Below are 18980 nucleotides of genomic sequence, written 5' to 3'. Positions count from 1 at the left end.
TGCGATGTTTTACTCATAACGCAGCGCATCAATTGGGTTTAAACGCGCAGCCTTAATAGCGGGCGCTAAACCAAACACAATACCAATCAATGAAGTAAAGCCAAACGACAGCATAATCGCCCAACCCGGTATGTAGGCTTCTGGCATGCTCGGCACTAATATTGAAATCAGTGCGGCAGCGCCATAACCAATCGCTAAACCAATTAAGCCGCCAAACAGCGATAGCACGACAGCTTCAACTAGAAATTGCAGCATGATAAAACCAGGTGTTGCCCCTAAGGCTTTTAAGGTGCCGATAACGCGGGTACGTTCCGTTACCGAAACCAGCATGATATTCATCACACCAATTCCACCGACGACTAGGCTTATACCTACAATTCCAGCGGTAATGGCAGTTGCGCTACCTGTAAATTTATCAACATTAGCACGGACTTTTTCCGCGGTCTCAAATTCAAAGTCGTCTTCATCACCATCTTTTAATTTATGAAGCTGTCTGAGAATTCGACGAATTTTAGCCAACACTTGTGCTTCGTTAGCGTCGTCTTTTAAGCGGAACATCATTTGTACATTCGTATCAACGCTACCCCCTTCGAGGGCGCTCATGGTGCTGATCGGAATATTAATATAATCGTCTTGATCAAAGCCAAGTAAGCTCCCTTGCTTTTCAGCTACACCAATAATGCGAAACCACTCACCGCCCAGTTTAATGTACTCGCCAACGGGGTTGTCGGGTAAGTTAAGCTTTTCAATTATCGATGGACCAATAAAAGCAACGCGACGGCGCTTTTCGTCATCTTCTGCGCGAATAAATCGGCCTAATTCAGGGTAGGTACGGTAGGCTCTTTGATAATCTTGTTCGGTGCCCATCACTCGTGACGAGTGGCTTTTGTTGCCATACTCAGCAGCGCCAGAAAATCGCCATGTAAACATTAATGCAGTGAAGGTTTCAGCCTCTTTTATTCGCGCCTTTAAGGTTAAGAAGTCGCTATAAGTTAGCTTGGCTTGCTGTCCCACCATTTCTTTTTCAACACTGGTATAGGGCTTTATATTGGTTACATCTGGAGACATATCAGCGAGTTGGTCATTAATTTGTTTGGTAAAACCCTGCATAACGGCCACCACAGTGACAACCGCAGCGACCCCGATGATGATCCCTAAACAGGTGAGGGCACTGCGCATGGCATTGGCTTTAATTGCCATGAGTGCCGCTTTACTTCCTTCCATTATTGCAATAGCAGATCTAAACATGCAGCCTTGCTCCTTCACCTTTACGAGTGTCGCTCACCACTTTCCCATCGACGAGTCGAATAACGCGTTGACAATGGTCGGCAATATCTTGCTCGTGAGTCACTAAAATAATGGTGTGGCCTTCGTTATGTAATTCATCAAATAGGGCCATGATCTCGGTGGTCGTTTTGCTATCTAAGTTACCGGTTGGCTCATCACCAAGTAGAATGTGTGGCTTGGTTACGAGCGCGCGGGCAATGGCTACACGTTGTCGTTGACCGCCAGATAGCTGGCTAGATAAATGGTTCACTTTATCGCCAAGGCCAACACGCTGTAATGACTCAAGCGCTTTTTTTTTGCGTTCTTTCGCGGAGATAAAACGATAAACGAGCGGCTGCATAACATTTTCCAGTGCGGAAGCGCGGGGTAATAAGTTAAAACTTTGAAATATGAAACCCACGCTTTCATTACGTTGATGAGCAAGCTCAGTTTCACTCATTTGTTTAACTAACTTATCTTTTAAATAGTAATCACCACTGGTTGGGGTATCTAAACAGCCAAGCAAATTCATTAAGGTTGATTTACCTGAACCCGATGGGCCGATGATGGCAACATACTCATTTTGTGCAATTTCGATATTGATGTCATCCAGGGCTTTGAAAACTTGCTCGCCCATTTTGTATTGTTTATTAATATTAGTCAGTTTGATTACCACAGACATCAGGATGCCCCTTTTACAAGGCTGTCTTTAATTGCCACGGTATCGCCATCTTTTAATGAACTAAGCGGTCTTGCAGGACCAATCACAATGCGTTCACCCACCGTTACACCCTGTGTTATCGCTTGTTCTATATCTGATGAAATTCCCACCTTAACTGGCGATTTAGTGACGGTGTTATCGGCGTTTAGCTTCCATACAAAGTAGGTATCGTCTTCCTTTTGAATTGCTTCAATGGGGAGTTTTAAACCATTTTCGGTAATGCTTGTGGCAATTTCAGCTCGGCAACTCATACCAGCATAAAGTTGACGCTCAGTGGCATCAAGCAGCACTTTGACTTTAAACGATAGCCCTTGCGAACCTGGTTGGTTTTTTGCTGAAGTGCCAATGTTTATGACTTTTCCTGTAAAGGGTTGATTAGGGTAGGCTGCGGCATAAATGTCGGCATGTTGATTTAACTTTATGCCAGCAATATCAGTTTCATCAACCCGTAACTCCGCTAAAATTGCACTGGGGTCGGCGACTAGCATTAGGTCTGAACCAATAATGTTTGTCGTACCGGCTATCACGGTTTCACCTTCTTTAATGTTGACCGAAGCGAGTAGCCCACTCATGGGTGCGCGAAACACACTTTTATTTAAACGGTCTTCGGCAATCAGTAACGACGCTTGTGCTTGATGATAGGCTTCACGTTTCGCTTCAATATCAATTTCGGCTAAATCACGCGCGTTTTGTAGGTTTTCATACACTTCTTGGCCTGCAAGTCCGACTTCGTAGAGCTCTTTTTGTCGACTTAATTGTCGCTCAATATTTTTCAGGCGTGTTTCGCTGTGTTTAATATCAATCTCGGTTGCACGTAACACCGCTTTGTTTCGCGCCACCTCAGATTCAAATGCAGTGGTATCAAGGCGCATTAAAATATCGCCTTCGGTGACACTTTCACCTTCTTCAACAAATACCTTCGCAACCCGCCCAGTGACTTCTGAGCGTAACTGTACTTGGGTGTTAAATACCAGATTACCAGAGGCCAAAATTGAATCAGCAATACTACCTTGTTCAACGCTTGCTACATGCATTTCAGGCACTTTTTTGCTGTTTGTTATTTGCTTAGATATGAGTAATGCTGCAAATGCCGTGATAGCAAGGCCAATAATGATGGCTTTTTTCATGTTACTTCCTTGTGGGAGTAAGAGCGGCAATGCCGCTCATTTGATAGCTAGATGATTGCAATAACTGTCCAAATACCGTAGATCGCGATACTGGGTAGGGCAGCAAACAGGAGTGCTTTATTAAAGTTGAAGTTAGTCCAACACTTTAAACCGATTGCCGCTAGTACAATGCCCCAGATAGAGAAAATGTTTAGGCTTTCAAGCATGGTACAAAAAGGATGACCGACCTCAAGGCCGATGAGCAATTGATTGATTGAGGCATAATTAAAGAGGGTTGGTGAAAGCTGGTTGTTGCTGGCAGTTAAAACGAGGATCAATATACCCAAGCTTGAAATAACCATTGGCATCATGGTCCACACGCCAAACCCATACCACGCACCGTAACTATAGTTAGCCTCTGGATCTTGCTTTGATACAAATAGGTAGTAACCCGCCATCAATGCATTAATAACAGCTAAGCCAATAATACCACCAAAGAGCGCAAACCATACCTGCATATCAAGCGTTTGCTCCATGCTTTGACGGATCATTTTTTGCTCAGCAATTGTGGCATCAACACTGGCTGCAGCGACTTGCTGATCGATTAAAAACTGAGGATCTGCTTTGTTATAAAAAGCGAGCATACTTGCCGCGAGCATGCCTGCAAGTAATATGAAAGCAACAAAAGACCAGCCTTTTGCCTCCTTCACTCCATTAAACGCTTTGCTTGGGCTGATAAAAATATCAACTAGTGCTGTCACTGCATTCGACGATTTCATTATTATTCCTTGTTAAGTAACATTTATTTTTAGGTACTAAAATACCCTGATTTATTATTAATTAGAAGTCTGATTTGTAACTATATGTTAACAGTTGTGAATAGGGAAATTGTGTTATTCTTTAAAGAGTAAGATAGGTGTAATAATCAAGATTAAGTAGGTATATATAGTGAATAACAATGTGCGTTGTATTGATGAATTAGTACTGGGATTTTGGCGCTTGCTAGATTGGCAAATATCACCACAGCAATGCTTAAGCTTTTTAGAGCAAGCCATTGAAGTAGGGGTTACACACACTGACCATGCTGATATTTATGGTGAATACGGCTGCGAAGCTGAATTTGGTAAAGCGTTACAACTAAAGCCGAGTATTCGTGATGAAATAAAAATAATCACTAAATGTGGAATTAAACCCGCATTTCCCAGTTTAGGCTTGCAAGGCAAAGCGAATCATTATGACTCGAGTGCAGCCCATATCATCGCATCCGCTCAGCAATCGCTTAAACACTTTAATACCGACCGATTAGATGTGTTATTGATCCATCGCCCTGATTATTTAATGAATGCAGATGAAGTAGCTGAAGCATTCAATACTTTAAAAGCAAATGGTGATGTTATTGACTTTGGTGTTTCAAACTTCACGCCGTCACAACTCAGCTTACTGCAGTCCCGTTTAGACTTTGATTTAGTCACGAATCAAATAGAGTTTTCGCCTTATGAGATGAAAGCGCTTGATGATGGGACTTTGGATCAATGCCAATTACTTGATATTAAACCCATGCTTTGGTCACCTTTAGCGGGCGGGCGTTTATTTTCAAATGACGATGAAAAAGCAGTGCGTTTGCGTGCGGTGTTGGAGCAAGTTGGCAACGAAATTGGAGCCAGCTCTATCGATCAAGTTGTGTATACTTGGTTACTCATGCACCCAAGTTTGCCATCGGTAGTATTGGGTACAGGCAACATTGCCCGGGTTAAATCAGCCGTCGCAGCGAAAGAATTCACGATGAATCGTGAGCAATGGTATCGTATTTGGCAAGGCTCTACAGGCCACAGTGTGCCATAATTTTAAAGTGCGCTTTAACGAGAAAAGGGCCTTTCGGCCCTTCGTGTTGCAGCAAGTAACACATTCTTTTTTAAAGCGTAAAGTCAACTGCGTAAGCGACATACACTTTTACATCAGAGCCATCAATGTCTGTGTCAGACACGCCAAATGTAAAGCCGTCTTTTGACACAGAAACACCGTAGTCAATGATATTATCATCACCAATGAAATCGCCTGAGTAATGACCCAGATGAAGAGCCATTTCTGCACCGGTACTGCCAACTGGGAAGCTATAGTCAGCATTTAAGTATAAAGAATCTCCAAAATCTGTACCGTCACCGCTGGCTGCTGATGTAGCAAGGATTGCAGCACCAAAAGTGAAACTACCCATGCTGATGCTACCGTAGATCTCTGAAAAGTCAGCGTCAGTATAAGATGCTGCATCAGGGTAAGCATAATAAATGTAGCCAACATCGTAGCTAAATGTTTCATTGATATCACCGCCAAAACCTGCATAAAGGTCTAGCTCGTAAGTCATGTCGTCAGCCCAGCTGGCATTCGATACCCAAGTACCTGCGTAAAAGCCAGATTCACTTGCGTAATCAATACCGCCCTGAATTGCAGCATCACCCCCAGTTTGCTCTTGACCACGCCATAAATAGTTTGAAGTAGCCGCAGCGTTTGCTGTTACTTCTGCATAACTATATGTTGAGCTCAAAGTTAATAGCGCAATGGCGCTTGCTACGACCGTTTTTTTTAGTTTTAGCATGTTTCTCGTATCCTGTTGTTATGTTGATTTGCCCCATTTCAGATTGCAGTCTGGTTATTATTTGAGGACAGTTTTTATGTGTTGTCTGGATACGATGTAGCACTGGTTGTGCCAAGTTAATTCTGAAAGGGATATTTTATGTTTAACTGCTTTAAAAACAGCCTTTTAAGCGTGTTATTTTTTAAAGTTTAGATTTATTTGAATTGTTCATGCGCACACCTGTGGTGCAAAAAATAACCCGGTTGCACAATCGCGAAGCAACCAGGTTTTTCTTGTTTGATAGAGACTTAGCCAAAAATGGCACGCATTAGGCTGATTGTTTCTTCAACGCTACGGCCTTTTTCAACTTCGCTGACGATAGAGTCTCGTTTTGCTTTTATATGCTCGGGGATATCGTCACTTGCAAGCGCGCGGTCTACTAAAATCTCAGCAGACTCTTTGCCGCGACGCACGGTTTTTTTGCCTGCAGAACTGCCCGTGCTCTTCGGTTTGCTAAGCAGTTTAATGTAGTTAGAGTTATCAGCCGTGGTGTTATCGGCATAATAGAAAAAGCACGGTAGTAACGCTTTTATCTCAATAAGTGATTGTTCATGATCATTTGCTGCAGCAGCCATTTTAAACCAAGGCATGCTATGAATTGCAGTAACCACGTCTTGCCAATAACGTTCAAAATCACGGTTGTTTAATTTAGGAACTCCCAACGAAGCGCAAAGCGCATCAAGCTTACTATTTGTAATAGGCGTAAATACATCTGGGCGGCGCATTGCTAATAAGCGTGTTGCAGGCGCAAGCGTTGGTTTTTCTTCGCTGCCTGTAAAGGCCATAAAGTAAGCAACCATAAAATGTTGATAGTGTTCTTGCGTCACATCGCCTTCTAGGGGAATGTGCGCTAGGGCCTCGTCAAAAGCCGCAGGCAGGTCGCTCAGCATTTGATGAAACCCTTTGGCACTTTTGGTTGAAGCAAACCATTCAACATCAAAGTTATAGCTACTTGGGTCAAGAGAAGCCGTGTGTTTGCCTGCAAAAGCCAAGCGGTCTTCTGGAATCATTTCTTTTAAAGTTTGTGATTTAATTGTGCCAATGTAGTTTGCTAAACGTAATTGCTCATCAAGCGCAATGAGCTCTTTATGTTGCTCAATAAAGCCAGTAACAACAGGCCAAGGTGCAACGCGCAGCGTTTTCAATTGCAAGAAGCTAATGGCAGAGATCAGTAAGTCGTGAAGTTTTTTTAATGTCGGTAACTGCTTATCTTCTAATAAATCATAGTTAATACGATCGCGGCTTGCACTGAGTAGCTCATAGCACCAACCTAAAAAGTCTTCTGGGTGGTTGTCTACTTTCACGGCCATTAGGTTGAGGCTTAGCTCTGAAGATTGCTTGAGAATATTTTGATAAATTTGACTTTCTTGCTCGCTAAGCGCCATTTTTGACGGTGAAATAAGCAGTTTCTTCATGCCTTGTAGACTCTCCAGTTTGATATATTTTTTAGTCACTTTATTTTAGCTTAAATAAGCTAACAGCAACAGGGGCGTGCATCATACCGAAGAATACAGGGGATGCAATCTTGATAAGTTAAATCTGCACAAGATTGCATTTAAAGGCGTTAATCTGCTTCGTCTAGTGAAAATAATTGCTCGACAGTTGTATTAAACTGCCGGGCTATCTTTAATGCAATGATCACTGAAGGCGTAAAGCGAGACGTTTCGACCGTACTAATTGTTTTACGTGAAACAGCGATAGCATCGGCTAGCTCTTGTTGCGAAAGCCCTGCGGCTTTGCGATATTTTGCAATATGATTTTGCACTATTGCTCCTAGTCTCTACTTTGCCAAAGAATTGAGATGCCATATATTAAACTCATTTCAGCCAGGTAAAAGGTAGCCATCATGCTATGAGAAACATCTAAAGCTAACTCATCAGACAATAAATACACCGCACCCATACTAAAGAGTAAACCAAGTACAACATGTTTATAGGCAATGGTGTCAATCGTATTTAAAAACTCATCTTTATAAGTAAGGCGATATTTCATTTTCCATGTAAATCCACCTCTTATCACAAACATACAGAATGATCCCAGAAAAGCAGCACTGCCTAAAAACAACAAGGGGGCCGATGTTTGATTAAGCGCAGGGTAAACACTGATAATGAGTAGAGTGATCCCCATAAACACTGAAAACCATGCATTTTGGCTCATAAATTTCTCTTCCGTTTGGATATCTTGCTTTGACATAAATCTTCCTTTTAATTTTAATTGTAACCTATAGGTATCAATGTAACCTTTGGGTATCATCTAGTCAACTATTTAATGTAACCTAAAGGTTTCAAAATATTTCAGCGACGATTCATATTTGTCTACCTAAGCTTGCTGAATAGCCTTTTTATTTGTTTAGCAATGATTTTCGGCTTAACACCCGCTATGATATGAACAATGTTTGCCCATTTTTAAGGATGATTATGAAAACCTTACTAAAGATTATTGGTGTCATATTCGTATTACTAATTGCCTTAGTAATCGCCGCACCGTTTCTTATCCCAACTGATGCAATCTTTAACAAAGTCTCGCAGCAAGTTGAACAAACGACGGGTCGAAGCCTCACCATTAACGGTGATAAAAAACTGTCGGTTTTCCCTTCGTTGAAGCTTGAACTGAATGATGTGCATTTTGCTAATATGCAAACGGGTTCACAAAAAGACATGGCAAGCATGCAACAGTTGGCCATTCATATTCCCTGGATGTCGCTTTTCGGTGGTGAGTTTAAACTTGATAAGTTCGTTATCAACGAGCCAACAATTTTGTTAGAAACTGATAAAAATGGCAAAGCTAACTGGCAGTTGTTTGATGGCGTAGCCGAACAACCAGAGACTGAGCAACAAAAGAGCTCAGGAGCTGTAAATTTGCCTGATAACTTTGATATTCAGTTAGGTGAAGTGGCAATTTATGGCGGAACCTTCACGTATCTAGATGGTAAAACGGGCGCAAAACAACAGATTAGTGACTTAGAGCTGGCTATTTTACTCCCATCACTGCGTAAAACATTAGAGCTTAAAGGCGGGATTACATATATGGGGGAGCGCTTTGAACTTGATGTAACCCTTGATACACCCGTGAAAGTGATTGAAGGAGCGACTTTTAATGTCAGTACAGAGGTTGATTCACGTTTGGTAGATATGACTTTTAAAGGTGCGATTGCTGAAATGGGTCAAGATGTACAAGGTCAATTGTCTATCAGCGGTGATTCGGTTAAAAATATTGCTAATTGGCAAGGTGTGGACTTAAATGCCAAAGACAATGCTTTTAATGCCTTTAATGTTAAAGGGGCCATGCATCTACAAGGTGACAAATTCAAACTAACAGAGCTTTTGGCAACATTAGATGAATTACAAATCAAAGGTAAAAGCGACATTAACCTTGGTAATCGCTTAGCGGTCAATGCGGATATTGATTTAGGCATGCTCGACTTAAATCCGTACCTTCCAGAAGGCGTTGCAAAAGAGGCACAACCTTTACCTGCAGAAGATGCACCCGCTCAGCCTATCGTATGGGATGATACTAAAATTGATTTAAGTGGTTTAAATGTCTTGGATGCGAGTGTAGTTGTTCGCTCAAGTGGTCTAAAAGCCAAGAAGATCACACTCGGTGAGAACCAATTCACTGTAAACCTTAAAAATGCTGTAGCGAAAGTAAGCCTAGACAAATTTGTTGCTTATGAGGGCAATGGTAAAGGTGTTATTACACTCAATGCAAAGCAAGCTCCTTATGCAATCTCAACTAACTTCGCTTTAGATAAAATAGATGCGCAGCCATTATTAACTGACGCAGCAGGTTTTGATAAGTTAATGGGTAAAGGTTCATTAAACTGGAATTTAACGACAACGGGTCAAAGCCAGAAAAGCTTTATTAATGCGTTGAATGGTAAATTAGCATTTGAATTTGCAGATGGGGCAGTTAAAGGCGCAAACATTGCTGAAATGGTCCGTAAAGCAAAAGAGCTAATCAAAGGTAACTTAGGGGCCGTATCAGAAGGTCTCGATACAGGCTTCGATAACTCTGAGCAAACAGATTTCTCAGCGTTAACAGGCAGCTTTAATTTCACTAATGGGGTGGGTGAAAACCGTGACTTGTCATTATTAAGCCCGCTTATTCGAATTTCGGGGGCTGGTAAGGTGGATTTACCGATGACCAACGTTGATTATCGTCTCGTGACAGGCATCGTTGATTCAATTGAAGGGCAAGGTACCACAGATGACAGCACAGGCTTTAAAATTCCACTGCGTATTAAAGGCCCATTCCATGATGTGGGTTATAGCCTCGATGTGAGTGATGCGGCCAAAGAAGAAGTGAAAGAAAAAGCGAAAGATAAAATAAAAGATAAGCTTAAAGGCTTATTTGGAAATTAATAAAAATTTAATTTAATCCTTAAAGCAGGGCGCATCGGCGCCCTGTTTGTTTTATAATCAATAACAAACCAGTCAACGGTTGTAAGCCCACCTTGATATAGCGACCCTTTATTATAAATTAATTAAAAAATAACCTACCACTTCATTGCTATTGCTGATACAATTGCCCGCCCTTAAGAGACAACTCGTGTGTTTTTTGAGTGGAATTTAACCGAAATGTCTTGATTTTAAACAAAATTAAGGCGTGTTGTAATATCTACACCGGAGGTCATTAACATGATCCAAATGCAAACTCAGCTGGACGTTGCTGATAACAGCGGCGCTCGCAAAGTGCAGTGTATTAAAGTCCTTGGCGGTTCGCACCGTCGCTATGCAGCGGTTGGCGATATCATCAAAGTTTCTGTAAAAGAAGCGATTCCTCGCGGTAAAGTGAAGAAAGGTGATGTTAAAAACGCAGTAGTTGTGCGTACTAAAAAAGGCGTTCGTCGTCCGGACGGTTCTTTGATCCGTTTCGATAGCAATGCGGCTGTTATCTTAAATGATAACTTACAGCCAATTGGTACTCGTATCTTCGGCCCTGTGACTCGTGAACTTCGTACTGAAAAGTTCATGAAAATCGTTTCACTAGCACCAGAAGTACTATAAGGAGTCTATCATGGCAGCAAAAATCCGTCGTGATGACGAAGTAATCGTACTAGCCGGTAAAGACAAAGGTAAGCGCGGTAAAGTGCTTTCAGTTGTTACTGAGTCTGGTCGAGTATTTGTCGAAGGCATCAACTTAATCAAGAAGCACCAAAAGCCTGTTCCTCAGTTGAACCAAGCTGGCGGTATTGTTGAGAAAGAAGCGTCTATCGACGTATCAAACGTTGCGATCTACAACTCGGAAACGGGTAAAGCAGATCGTGTAGGTTTCAAGATTGAAGATGGTAAGAAATTACGTATCTTTAAATCTACTGGTAAAACTATCTAATAGTTGGAGTAGAATGATGGCGAAACTGCATGAAGTATATAAAGACAAAGTAGTGGCTGAACTTCAAGAGAAGTTTGGTTTCAGCTCTGTCATGCAAGTCCCTCAGATCGAAAAGATCACATTAAACATGGGTGTGGGCGAAGCTCTAGCTGACAAGAAGATCCTAGATAATGCTGTTGCAGATCTAGAAGCAATCTCTGGTCAGAAACCTCTAATCACTAAAGCACGCAAATCTGTTGCTGGCTTCAAAGTGCGTGAAGGTTACCCAATTGGTTGTAAAGTAACCCTACGTGGCGAGCGTATGTGGGACTTTTTTGAGCGTTTGGTTTCAATCGCTATCCCACGTATCCGTGACTTCCGTGGTGTAAGTGCTAAGTCTTTTGATGGACGTGGTAACTACAGCATGGGCGTACGTGAGCAAATCATCTTCCCAGAAATTGATTATGATAAAGTAGACCGTGTACGCGGTATGGATATCACTATCACTACTTCTGCGAAAACAGATGAGGAAGGCCGTGCGTTGTTAGAAGCGTTTAACTTCCCATTTAAGAAATAAGGGTAGGGTTATGGCAAAGAATTCTATGAAAGCGCGCGAAGCAAAGCGCACTAAATTAGTTGCTCAGTATGCTGAAAAGCGTGCTGCACTAAAAGCTATCATCAGTGATGTGAAAACATCTGACGATGATCGTTGGGACGCGGTATTAAAGCTACAAGCTTTACCACGTGATTCTAGCTCTTCACGTCAACGTAATCGTTGTAACGTTACGGGCCGCCCACATGGTTACCTTCGCAAATTCGGCATGAGCCGTATTAAAGTTCGCGAAGCAGCTATGCGCGGTGAAATTCCTGGCCTTAAAAAGGCTAGCTGGTAATAGTATCACGGGAGTAAGACTATGAGCTTGCAAGATCCTATTGCGGATTTGTTTACACGTATCCGTAACGGTCAGTCAGCGAAGAAAGTATCAGTAACGATGCCAACTTCAAAACTGAAAGTAGCAGTAGCTAAAGTATTAAAAGATGAAGGTTATATCGCAGATTACGCTGTAAGCGGTGAAGCGAAGCCTGAGCTAGCAATCGAATTAAAATATTTCGAAGGCAAAGCTGTTATTGAAAATATCCAGCGTGTTAGCCGCCCTGGTCTACGTATCTATAAGAAACGTGACGAATTACCTAAGGTAATGGGTGGTCTTGGTATCGCTATCGTATCAACTTCTAAAGGCCTAATGACAGACCGCGCAGCACGTAGTGCCGGCGTTGGTGGTGAGATCATTGGCTTTGTAGCTTAATCGGAGGGGAACTATGTCTCGCATAGCAAAGGCACCAATCAATGTTCCTGCCGGTGTAGAAGTTACATTAAAAGGCCAGGACATCACAGTTAAAGGCAAAAACGGTGAATTAACTCGCACTATCAACGATGCTGTTGAAGTACAAGTTAACGACAACGTTATTACAACTTTACCTCGTGAAGGCGTAGTCAATGCATGGGCTCAAGCAGGTACTGCTCGCGCTCTAATCAACAATATGATTGTTGGTACGCATGAAGGTTACGAGAAGAAGCTTCAGTTAGTAGGTGTTGGTTACCGTGCAGCGGCTAAGGGCAAAGTTTTAGACTTAACTCTTGGTTTCTCACACCCAGTGAATTTCGAAGTACCTGAAGGTATTACGATTGAAACACCAAGCCAAACAGAAGTTCTAGTTAAGGGCGTAGACAAGCAGTTAGTTGGTCAAACAGCTGCTAACATCCGTGCATACCGTAAACCTGAGCCTTATAAAGGTAAAGGTGTTCGTTACGCGGACGAGAATGTACGCCGTAAAGAGGCTAAGAAGAAGTAAGGTAAGACGATGGATAAAAAAACAGCTCGTCTACGTCGTGCTAAGCGCACTCGTAGAAATTACATTGAACAAGGCACAACGCGTCTTGTTATCCACCGCACGCCACGTCACATTTACGCTCAAGTAGTTACTGCTGAGGGTACTGTACTGGCTGCTGCTTCTACTGTTGAAAAAGCAATTAGCGAAACAGTTAAAGGCACAGGTAACGTAGCAGCTGCTCAAGCAGTTGGTAAAGCGGTTGCTGAACGTGCAGCTGACAAAGGCATCGAAAAGATTGCTTTTGATCGCAGTGGCTTTAAATATCACGGCCGTGTGAAGGCGCTTGCTGATGCAGCGCGTGAAGCCGGTTTGCAATTCTAGGAGTAGACAATGGCTAACGTAGAAGCAAAGCAACAACAGCCTGATTTGGCTGAAAAGCTAATCGCGGTAAACCGTGTGTCTAAAGTGGTTAAAGGTGGTCGTATCTTTAGCTTCACTGCACTAACTGTAGTTGGTGACGGCGCAGGTAAAGTAGGTTTCGGTTATGGTAAAGCACGTGAAGTTCCAGCTGCTATTCAAAAAGCAATGGAAAAAGCACGTCGTAACATGATCAGTGTAGACCTAAACGGTAACACGCTACAGCACCCAATCAAGGGTCGCCACGCGGGTTCTAAAGTATACATGCAGCCTGCTTCAGAAGGTACAGGTATCATCGCCGGTGGTGCGATGCGTGCAGTACTAGAAGTAACTGGTGTACAGAACGTATTGTCAAAAGCATACGGTTCAACTAACCCGATCAATATCGTTCGTGCAACGATTGCAGCTCTAGAGAACATGAACTCTCCAGAGTCAATCGCTGCTAAACGTGGTCTTAGCGTAGACGAAATCACGGGGTAAACCATGGCTAATAAAACTGTTAAAGTAACACAAGTAAAGAGCTCTATCGGTCGTTTACCGAAGCATAAAGCTACATTACGCGGTCTTGGTTTACGTCGTATCAATCACACTGTTGAGTTAGAAGACACAGCATGTGTGCGTGGTATGATTAACCAAGTTTCTTACATGGTAAAGGTTGAGGGTTAATTCGATGCGTTTGAATACACTTTCACCTGCTGCTGGTGCAAAAACTGAAAAGAAACGTCTAGGTCGTGGTATTGGTTCTGGTCTTGGTAAGACTGGTGGCCGTGGTCATAAAGGCCAAAAATCACGTTCTGGCGGTAAAGTACGCGTTGGTTTCGAAGGCGGTCAAATGCCTATGCAACGTCGTCTACCTAAATTTGGTTTCACTTCACGTAAATCATTAGTATCTACTGAAGTAAACCTTTTTGAAATCGCTAAAGTTGAAGGCGATGTAGTAGACGTAAACGCGTTACAAGCAGCTGGTCTAGTTAAAAAGAACATCCAGTTCGTTAAAGTAGTAAAATCTGGCGAAGTTTCACGCGCAGTTACCGTTAAAGGTCTTAAAGTGACCAAAGGTGCTCGCGAAGCTATCGAAGCTGCCGGAGGCAAGGTAGAAGACTAAGGAAGTACTAATGGCTAAACCAGGTCAAGATATGAAAAGTGCACAAAGTGGGCTTTCGGAATTGAAGCGTCGATTACTATTTGTATTGGGTGCTATCATTATTTACCGTCTAGGTTCATTCGTGCCGATCCCTGGGATTGACGCCGCTGTACTTGCCGATTTCTTCGAGCAACAAAAGGGCACCATTGTTGAAATGTTTAACATGTTCAGCGGTGGTGCGCTTGAGCGCGCTTCAGTGTTGGCACTGGGTATTATGCCGTATATCTCGGCTTCGATTATTACGCAACTATTAACGCATATGTATCCGCCGTTTATAGAGCTTAAGAAAGAAGGCGAGCAAGGGCGTAAGAAAATCAGCCAGTATACACGCTATGGCACGCTTGTGCTTGCTACTATCCAATCAATCGGTATTGCCACAAGCTTACCGGGTATGATGGACGGGTTAGTTGTTAACCCTGGTATCGGTTTCTACTTCACTGCTGTAGTGAGTTTAGTTACCGGTACTATGTTCCTTATGTGGTTGGGCGAGCAAATTACAGAACGCGGTATCGGTAACGGTATTTCAGTTCTGATTTTTGTTGGTATCGTAGCAAACCTGCCGTCTGCTATTGGTTCGACAGCCGAAATGGCGCGCCAAGGTGATCTGAATGTACTTGTACTGTTATTGATTGCTGTAATCGTATTCGCTGTTACTTACCTCGTTGTATTCTTCGAGCGTGGTCAACGTCGTATCGTCGTTAACTATGCTAAGCGTCAACAAGGTCGTCAGGTATTTGCTGCTCAAAGCACGCACTTACCGCTGAAAGTAAACATGGCGGGTGTTATTCCACCAATCTTTGCTAGCAGTATAATTCTGTTCCCTGGTACAATTGCAAGCTGGTTCGGCCAGGGTGAAGGTCCGGTCGCTGATGTGCTACAAGCAATCGCTACAACATTGACTCCAGGTCAACCGTTATATGCGATGGTTTTAGCTGCGGCTATTATCTTCTTCTGCTTTTTCTACACCGCGTTGGTATTTAACCCGCGTGAAACAGCAGATAACCTGAAAAAATCTGGCGCATTTATCCCAGGTATTCGTCCAGGTGAGCAGACATCTAAATACATTGATAAAGTGATGACACGCCTGACATTGGCAGGTGCTTTGTATATAACCTTTATCTGTCTGGTGCCCGAATTCATGACTATGGCATGGCAAACGCCATTCTATTTCGGCGGTACATCAATTTTGATTATCGTTGTTGTAATCATGGACTTTATGGCACAAGTACAGACGCATCTGATGTCACATCAGTATGATTCTGTGCTGAAAAAAGCAAACCTTAAAGGCTACGGCCGATAAGGTCAGTTTACGGAGTTGAGCAATGAAAGTACGTGCTTCCGTTAAGAAAATATGCCGTAACTGTAAAGTTATTAAACGTGCTGGTGTAGTACGCGTAATTTGCAGTGAGCCTAAGCATAAGCAAAGGCAAGGCTAATTAAACAGTCGTGCAGGCTGAGTTATTTACTCGGCCTGTGTTTTTAGTTGTGATTTGGTCTTCGTTTGAGTATCCTTACGGGCTTTTCAAACAGATGATAACCAAATTCAAATATAGGAGATGTGTTAGTGGCCCGTATCGCTGGCATTAACGTCCCTGATCATAAACATGCAGTTATCGGTTTAACTGCTATTTATGGCATAGGTAAGACTCGCTCTAAGGCTATCTTAGCAGCGACTGGTATCGCCGAGACCACAAAAATCGGTGAGCTTTCAGACGAAACACTTGACGTATTGCGTGAAGCAGTTGGCAAGTACACTGTAGAAGGTGACCTTCGTCGTGAAGTTACATTAAATATCAAGCGCCTTATGGACCTTGGTTGTTTCCGTGGCCTACGTCACCGTCGTTCGTTACCACTACGTGGTCAACGTACTAAGACTAACGCGCGTACTCGTAAGGGTCCTCGCAAGCCTATCAAGAAATAAGGTGGGGTAGATTATGGCTAAAGCACCAATTCGTCGTAAGAAGGTTAAAAAGCAAGTTGCTGATGGTATGGCTCATGTTCATGCTTCTTTCAACAACACTATTGTAACAATTACAGACCGTCAAGGTAATGCACTATCATGGGCTACTGCCGGTGGTTCAGGTTTCCGTGGTTCACGTAAATCTACTCCATTTGCTGCTCAGGTTGCTGCAGAGCGTGCAGGTACTGCTGCTCAAGAATACGGTTTAAAAAATCTAGAAGTGTTCATTAAAGGTCCAGGTCCAGGTCGTGAATCTGCTGTACGTGCTTTGAATGCTGCTGGTTACCGTATCACCAACATCACTGACGTGACGCCAATCCCTCATAATGGTTGTCGTCCACCGAAGAAACGTCGCGTTTAACAATAGGTTAGGAGAAATAACATGGCAAGATATTTGGGCCCTAAGCTCAAGCTGAGTCGTCGTGAAGGTACTGACCTGTTCCTTAAGAGCGGCGTAAGAGCTATCGACTCTAAGTGTAAACTTGAGACTGCACCTGGTCAGCACGGCGCTCGTAAAGGTCGCTTATCTGATTACGGTTTACAGTTACGTGAAAAGCAAAAAGTACGTCGTATCTACGGTGTATTAGAAAAGCAATTCCGTAACTACTACAAAGAAGCTGCTCGCCTTAAAGGTAATACAGGTGAAAACTTGTTACAGCTTTTAGAGCAACGTTTAGACAATGTTGTATATCGCATGGGTTTTGCTAGCACACGTGCAGAAGCACGTCAGTTAGTTAGCCACAAAGCGATCTTAGTTAATGGTCGTGTTGTGAATATTCCTTCATACGTAATTACACCAGAAGATACTGTTGTAATTCGTGAGAAGTCTAAAACACAAGCACGTATCATCGCTGCTCTAGAGTTGGCTGAGCAACGTGAAAAGCCGACTTGGGTTGAAGTTGACGGTAAGAAAATGGAAGGTAGCTTCAAGCGCCTACCTGAGCGTTCAGATCTGTCTGCGGACATTAACGAACAACTAATCGTCGAACTTTACTCTAAGTAAAGTTAAGAGTTAAGAGAGGATAAAATGCAGGGTTCTGTTACCGAATTCCTAAAACCAAGGTTAGTCGATATCGACGCTATCAACCCAACGCGTTCTAAAGTAGTTTTAGAACCATTAGAGCGTGGCTTCGGTCATACTCTGGGTAATGCCTTACGCCGTATACTGTTATCATCTATGCCTGGATGTGCAGTAACTGAAGTAGAAATCGACGGTGTATTGCATGAGTACAGCGCGAAAGAGGGCGTACAAGAAGACATCATTGAAATTCTGTTAAACCTTAAAGGTCTAGCAGTAACTTTAGAAGGCAAAGATGAAGTTTTTCTGACCCTGACTAAATCTGGTGTAGGCCCTGTGACTGCGGCTGATATTCAGCACGATGGTGATGTAACTATCGCCAACCCAGATCACGTTATCTGTCACCTAACGACAGATAGCAGCGAGATCAGCATGCGTATTCGTGTTGAGCGCGGTCGCGGTTATGTGCCGGCATCTAGTCGTTTATCCTCTGATGACGATGAGCGTCCAATTGGTCGATTGCTGCTTGATGCATCATTCAGCCCAGTTGAACGTATTGCGTACTCGGTTGAATCAGCCCGTGTTGAGCAACGTACAGACTTAGACAAGTTAATCATTGATATGGAAACGAACGGCACTTTAGATCCTGAAGAAGCGATCCGCCGTGCGTCTACTATCTTAGCTGAGCAATTAGATGCATTCGTAGATTTACGTGATGTAACTGAGCCAGAAGAGAAAGAAGAGAAGCCAGAATTCGATCCTATTCTACTTCGTCCAGTTGATGATCTTGAACTAACAGTACGTTCAGCAAACTGTTTGAAAGCCGAGCAAATTCAATATATCGGTGATTTAGTTCAGCGCACTGAAGTTGAGCTTCTTAAAACGCCTAACTTAGGTAAGAAGTCTCTAACTGAAATTAAAGACGTGCTAGCTTCACGTGGTCTATCTCTAGGTATGCGCCTAGAAAATTGGCCGCCTGCCGTGTAATTGAACCTTTAATCACACTGGCTAAGACTGACAGTGTAGCAAACCGCCGTTTAGCGTTTGCTCGCACGCGTGATAATGAAGTAGTTGGCAAATTGTTCAGCGAAATCGGTCCTCGTAATACAGACCGTCCAGGTGGTTACACTCGTATTCTTAAGTGTGGCTTCCGTGCTGGTGACAATGCACCAATGGCTTATATTGAACTAGTTGGTCGCCCAGCGACAAACGAAGAAGTTCAAGAAGACGCACAGTCTGCAGAGTAAGTCGTAAAGACACCAAAAAGCCGAGCTTATGTGAAGTGACCCCATAAAGTTGGACTCATTTTTAAGCGGCTGCCAAGGCCTGATTTCGATACTGTATCGGACTCAGGCCTTTTAGTTTCAGCTTAATACGCTCGTTGTTGTAATAGTGGATATATTCTTTGATGTTTTCAATAAGCTCATTCACGTCTTTAAACGTTTCGTTGTGGTACATCTCACTCTTCAATATGCCGAAGAAGTTCTCAGCAACCGCATTATCTAAACAATTTCCTTTTCTAGACATACTTTGTTGCAACCCTTTTTCCTTGAGATGATTTTGATATTGTTTGTTT

Annotated in this window: 27 protein-coding genes and 1 pseudogene; 19 read left to right on the top strand and 9 right to left on the bottom strand. The window is 42.9% G+C overall.

All coding sequences use genetic code 11. From position 1 onward, the window contains the following. Window positions 1–9 precede the first annotated feature (9 nt). From BWD47_RS14060 to BWD47_RS14045, 4 genes are read right to left on the bottom strand one after another with little or no spacing between them, the layout of a single operon-like run. Window positions 10–1248 (bottom strand): ABC transporter permease, encoded by a 1239-nt coding sequence (locus BWD47_RS14060; protein WP_036974052.1) that lies wholly within the window; start codon window positions 1246–1248, stop codon window positions 10–12. Then, window positions 1241–1948: an ABC transporter ATP-binding protein gene (locus tag BWD47_RS14055; protein ID WP_036974050.1), complete on the bottom strand. Its 708-nt coding sequence runs from the start codon at window positions 1946–1948 to the stop codon at window positions 1241–1243. Before BWD47_RS14055 ends, BWD47_RS14060 begins: the two co-directional genes overlap by 8 nt. Next, a complete protein-coding gene (locus BWD47_RS14050) occupies window positions 1948–3114 on the bottom strand; it encodes an efflux RND transporter periplasmic adaptor subunit (protein WP_036974048.1) in 1167 nt (388 codons plus the stop codon). The genes BWD47_RS14055 and BWD47_RS14050 overlap by 1 nt, the downstream gene beginning before the upstream one ends. Window positions 3115–3161: 47 nt before the next feature. Next, on the bottom strand, window positions 3162–3872 hold the full coding sequence (locus tag BWD47_RS14045) for a YIP1 family protein (protein ID WP_075594158.1): 711 nt from the start codon (window positions 3870–3872) through the stop codon (window positions 3162–3164). A 169-nt stretch (window positions 3873–4041) separates the two neighbouring features. Here BWD47_RS14045 and BWD47_RS14040 point away from each other — a divergent pair, with 169 nt between their 5' ends. Next, on the top strand, window positions 4042–4935 hold the full coding sequence (locus tag BWD47_RS14040) for an aldo/keto reductase family oxidoreductase (RefSeq protein WP_036974044.1): 894 nt from the start codon (window positions 4042–4044) through the stop codon (window positions 4933–4935). Between the two features lie 70 nt (window positions 4936–5005). Here the strand turns inward: BWD47_RS14040 and BWD47_RS14035 are convergent, their stop codons facing one another. The 4 genes from BWD47_RS14035 to BWD47_RS14020 form a co-directional block, all read right to left on the bottom strand. Next, on the bottom strand, window positions 5006–5683 hold the full coding sequence (locus BWD47_RS14035) for a TorF family putative porin (RefSeq protein WP_036974042.1): 678 nt from the start codon (window positions 5681–5683) through the stop codon (window positions 5006–5008). 287 nt (window positions 5684–5970) lie between these two features. After that, complete coding sequence (locus tag BWD47_RS14030) at window positions 5971–7137, bottom strand: hypothetical protein (protein WP_065978370.1); 1167 nt, start codon at window positions 7135–7137, stop codon at window positions 5971–5973. Between the two features lie 149 nt (window positions 7138–7286). Further along, window positions 7287–7487: a helix-turn-helix transcriptional regulator gene (locus BWD47_RS14025; protein WP_036974038.1), complete on the bottom strand. Its 201-nt coding sequence runs from the start codon at window positions 7485–7487 to the stop codon at window positions 7287–7289. Window positions 7488–7495: 8 nt separating this feature from the next. Further along, on the bottom strand, window positions 7496–7915 hold the full coding sequence (locus tag BWD47_RS14020; protein WP_036974036.1) for a hypothetical protein: 420 nt from the start codon (window positions 7913–7915) through the stop codon (window positions 7496–7498). 224 nt (window positions 7916–8139) lie between these two features. On the opposite strand from BWD47_RS14020, the gene BWD47_RS14015 reads away from it, so the two are divergent. From BWD47_RS14015 to rplQ, 18 genes and pseudogenes are all read left to right on the top strand, one after another. Next, the gene (locus BWD47_RS14015; RefSeq protein WP_036974034.1) at window positions 8140–10083 is read left to right on the top strand and encodes an AsmA family protein; all 1944 of its coding nucleotides are present in this window, start codon (window positions 8140–8142) and stop codon (window positions 10081–10083) included. Between the two features lie 276 nt (window positions 10084–10359). Next, window positions 10360–10728: a 50S ribosomal protein L14 gene (gene rplN / locus BWD47_RS14010; protein ID WP_010378257.1), complete on the top strand. Its 369-nt coding sequence runs from the start codon at window positions 10360–10362 to the stop codon at window positions 10726–10728. Between the two features lie 10 nt (window positions 10729–10738). Further along, window positions 10739–11053 carry a 50S ribosomal protein L24 gene (gene rplX, locus BWD47_RS14005; RefSeq protein ID WP_036974032.1) on the top strand — a complete coding sequence of 105 codons (315 nt, stop codon included), beginning with the start codon at window positions 10739–10741 and terminating at the stop codon, window positions 11051–11053. A gap of 16 nt (window positions 11054–11069) precedes the next feature. After that, entirely contained in the window at window positions 11070–11609 is a 540-nt protein-coding gene (gene rplE / locus BWD47_RS14000) for a 50S ribosomal protein L5 (RefSeq protein WP_036974030.1), read from the top strand. A 10-nt stretch (window positions 11610–11619) separates the two neighbouring features. After that, a complete protein-coding gene (rpsN, locus tag BWD47_RS13995) occupies window positions 11620–11925 on the top strand; it encodes a 30S ribosomal protein S14 (protein ID WP_036974028.1) in 306 nt (101 codons plus the stop codon). 21 nt (window positions 11926–11946) lie between these two features. Next, window positions 11947–12339 carry a 30S ribosomal protein S8 gene (gene rpsH / locus BWD47_RS13990; RefSeq protein ID WP_036974026.1) on the top strand — a complete coding sequence of 131 codons (393 nt, stop codon included), beginning with the start codon at window positions 11947–11949 and terminating at the stop codon, window positions 12337–12339. A 13-nt stretch (window positions 12340–12352) separates the two neighbouring features. Beyond that, window positions 12353–12886, top strand: a complete 534-nt coding sequence (gene rplF / locus BWD47_RS13985; RefSeq protein ID WP_036974024.1) for a 50S ribosomal protein L6 — start codon at window positions 12353–12355, stop codon at window positions 12884–12886. Between the two features lie 9 nt (window positions 12887–12895). Then, the gene (gene rplR / locus BWD47_RS13980) at window positions 12896–13246 is read left to right on the top strand and encodes a 50S ribosomal protein L18 (protein WP_036974021.1); all 351 of its coding nucleotides are present in this window, start codon (window positions 12896–12898) and stop codon (window positions 13244–13246) included. A gap of 9 nt (window positions 13247–13255) precedes the next feature. Next, complete coding sequence (gene rpsE / locus BWD47_RS13975; protein WP_036974018.1) at window positions 13256–13762, top strand: 30S ribosomal protein S5; 507 nt, start codon at window positions 13256–13258, stop codon at window positions 13760–13762. 3 nt (window positions 13763–13765) lie between these two features. Beyond that, on the top strand, window positions 13766–13948 hold the full coding sequence (rpmD, locus tag BWD47_RS13970; RefSeq protein ID WP_016710201.1) for a 50S ribosomal protein L30: 183 nt from the start codon (window positions 13766–13768) through the stop codon (window positions 13946–13948). Window positions 13949–13952: 4 nt separating this feature from the next. Continuing rightward, window positions 13953–14387: a 50S ribosomal protein L15 gene (rplO, locus tag BWD47_RS13965; protein ID WP_036974015.1), complete on the top strand. Its 435-nt coding sequence runs from the start codon at window positions 13953–13955 to the stop codon at window positions 14385–14387. A gap of 10 nt (window positions 14388–14397) precedes the next feature. Further along, window positions 14398–15726 carry a preprotein translocase subunit SecY gene (secY, locus tag BWD47_RS13960; protein ID WP_036974013.1) on the top strand — a complete coding sequence of 443 codons (1329 nt, stop codon included), beginning with the start codon at window positions 14398–14400 and terminating at the stop codon, window positions 15724–15726. A gap of 22 nt (window positions 15727–15748) precedes the next feature. Next, on the top strand, window positions 15749–15862 hold the full coding sequence (gene rpmJ / locus BWD47_RS13955; RefSeq protein ID WP_002959476.1) for a 50S ribosomal protein L36: 114 nt from the start codon (window positions 15749–15751) through the stop codon (window positions 15860–15862). A 128-nt stretch (window positions 15863–15990) separates the two neighbouring features. Continuing rightward, complete coding sequence (rpsM, locus tag BWD47_RS13950; RefSeq protein WP_036974011.1) at window positions 15991–16347, top strand: 30S ribosomal protein S13; 357 nt, start codon at window positions 15991–15993, stop codon at window positions 16345–16347. 13 nt (window positions 16348–16360) lie between these two features. After that, window positions 16361–16747: a 30S ribosomal protein S11 gene (rpsK, locus tag BWD47_RS13945; protein WP_036974009.1), complete on the top strand. Its 387-nt coding sequence runs from the start codon at window positions 16361–16363 to the stop codon at window positions 16745–16747. Between the two features lie 21 nt (window positions 16748–16768). Next, window positions 16769–17389, top strand: a complete 621-nt coding sequence (gene rpsD, locus BWD47_RS13940) for a 30S ribosomal protein S4 (RefSeq protein ID WP_036974007.1) — start codon at window positions 16769–16771, stop codon at window positions 17387–17389. 24 nt (window positions 17390–17413) lie between these two features. Beyond that, on the top strand, window positions 17414–18391 hold the full coding sequence (gene rpoA, locus BWD47_RS13935) for a DNA-directed RNA polymerase subunit alpha (RefSeq protein WP_075594157.1): 978 nt from the start codon (window positions 17414–17416) through the stop codon (window positions 18389–18391). After that, window positions 18385–18651 (top strand): annotated as a pseudogene (gene rplQ, locus BWD47_RS13930) (50S ribosomal protein L17); the annotation flags it as partial. The gene rpoA and the pseudogene rplQ, both read left to right, overlap by 7 nt. Window positions 18652–18712: 61 nt before the next feature. On the opposite strand, the gene BWD47_RS13925 reads toward rplQ, so the two are convergent. After that, a partial coding sequence (locus BWD47_RS13925; RefSeq protein ID WP_143474491.1) for an IS3 family transposase occupies window positions 18713–18980 on the bottom strand: 268 nt, incomplete at its 5' end.

It is taken from the genome of Pseudoalteromonas sp. PAB 2.2, from assembly GCF_001938575.1.
GTDB lineage: Bacteria > Pseudomonadota > Gammaproteobacteria > Enterobacterales > Alteromonadaceae > Pseudoalteromonas > Pseudoalteromonas lipolytica.
Note: the sequence above shows the minus strand (reverse complement) of the source record. Positions and strands in the feature narration are given on the sequence as shown.

Coding starts and splice junctions, on each gene's coding strand:
- BWD47_RS14015 (WP_036974034.1), top strand. CDS start 8,140: ATGAAAACCTTACTAAAGATTATTGGTGTCATATTCGTATTACTAATT.
- rpsN (WP_036974028.1), top strand. CDS start 11,620: ATGGCAAAGAATTCTATGAAAGCGCGCGAAGCAAAGCGCACTAAATTA.
- rpsK (WP_036974009.1), top strand. CDS start 16,361: ATGGCTAAAGCACCAATTCGTCGTAAGAAGGTTAAAAAGCAAGTTGCT.
- rpoA (WP_075594157.1), top strand. CDS start 17,414: ATGCAGGGTTCTGTTACCGAATTCCTAAAACCAAGGTTAGTCGATATC.
- secY (WP_036974013.1), top strand. CDS start 14,398: ATGGCTAAACCAGGTCAAGATATGAAAAGTGCACAAAGTGGGCTTTCG.
- rplO (WP_036974015.1), top strand. CDS start 13,953: ATGCGTTTGAATACACTTTCACCTGCTGCTGGTGCAAAAACTGAAAAG.
- BWD47_RS14055 (WP_036974050.1), bottom strand. CDS start 1,948: ATGTCTGTGGTAATCAAACTGACTAATATTAATAAACAATACAAAATG.
- rplN (WP_010378257.1), top strand. CDS start 10,360: ATGATCCAAATGCAAACTCAGCTGGACGTTGCTGATAACAGCGGCGCT.
- rpsE (WP_036974018.1), top strand. CDS start 13,256: ATGGCTAACGTAGAAGCAAAGCAACAACAGCCTGATTTGGCTGAAAAG.
- rpmD (WP_016710201.1), top strand. CDS start 13,766: ATGGCTAATAAAACTGTTAAAGTAACACAAGTAAAGAGCTCTATCGGT.
- BWD47_RS14035 (WP_036974042.1), bottom strand. CDS start 5,683: ATGCTAAAACTAAAAAAAACGGTCGTAGCAAGCGCCATTGCGCTATTA.
- rpsD (WP_036974007.1), top strand. CDS start 16,769: ATGGCAAGATATTTGGGCCCTAAGCTCAAGCTGAGTCGTCGTGAAGGT.
- BWD47_RS14020 (WP_036974036.1), bottom strand. CDS start 7,915: ATGTCAAAGCAAGATATCCAAACGGAAGAGAAATTTATGAGCCAAAAT.
- BWD47_RS14050 (WP_036974048.1), bottom strand. CDS start 3,114: ATGAAAAAAGCCATCATTATTGGCCTTGCTATCACGGCATTTGCAGCA.
- rplR (WP_036974021.1), top strand. CDS start 12,896: ATGGATAAAAAAACAGCTCGTCTACGTCGTGCTAAGCGCACTCGTAGA.
- BWD47_RS14045 (WP_075594158.1), bottom strand. CDS start 3,872: ATGAAATCGTCGAATGCAGTGACAGCACTAGTTGATATTTTTATCAGC.
- BWD47_RS14060 (WP_036974052.1), bottom strand. CDS start 1,248: ATGTTTAGATCTGCTATTGCAATAATGGAAGGAAGTAAAGCGGCACTC.
- rplE (WP_036974030.1), top strand. CDS start 11,070: ATGGCGAAACTGCATGAAGTATATAAAGACAAAGTAGTGGCTGAACTT.
- BWD47_RS14030 (WP_065978370.1), bottom strand. CDS start 7,137: ATGAAGAAACTGCTTATTTCACCGTCAAAAATGGCGCTTAGCGAGCAA.
- rpmJ (WP_002959476.1), top strand. CDS start 15,749: ATGAAAGTACGTGCTTCCGTTAAGAAAATATGCCGTAACTGTAAAGTT.
- rplF (WP_036974024.1), top strand. CDS start 12,353: ATGTCTCGCATAGCAAAGGCACCAATCAATGTTCCTGCCGGTGTAGAA.
- rpsH (WP_036974026.1), top strand. CDS start 11,947: ATGAGCTTGCAAGATCCTATTGCGGATTTGTTTACACGTATCCGTAAC.
- rplX (WP_036974032.1), top strand. CDS start 10,739: ATGGCAGCAAAAATCCGTCGTGATGACGAAGTAATCGTACTAGCCGGT.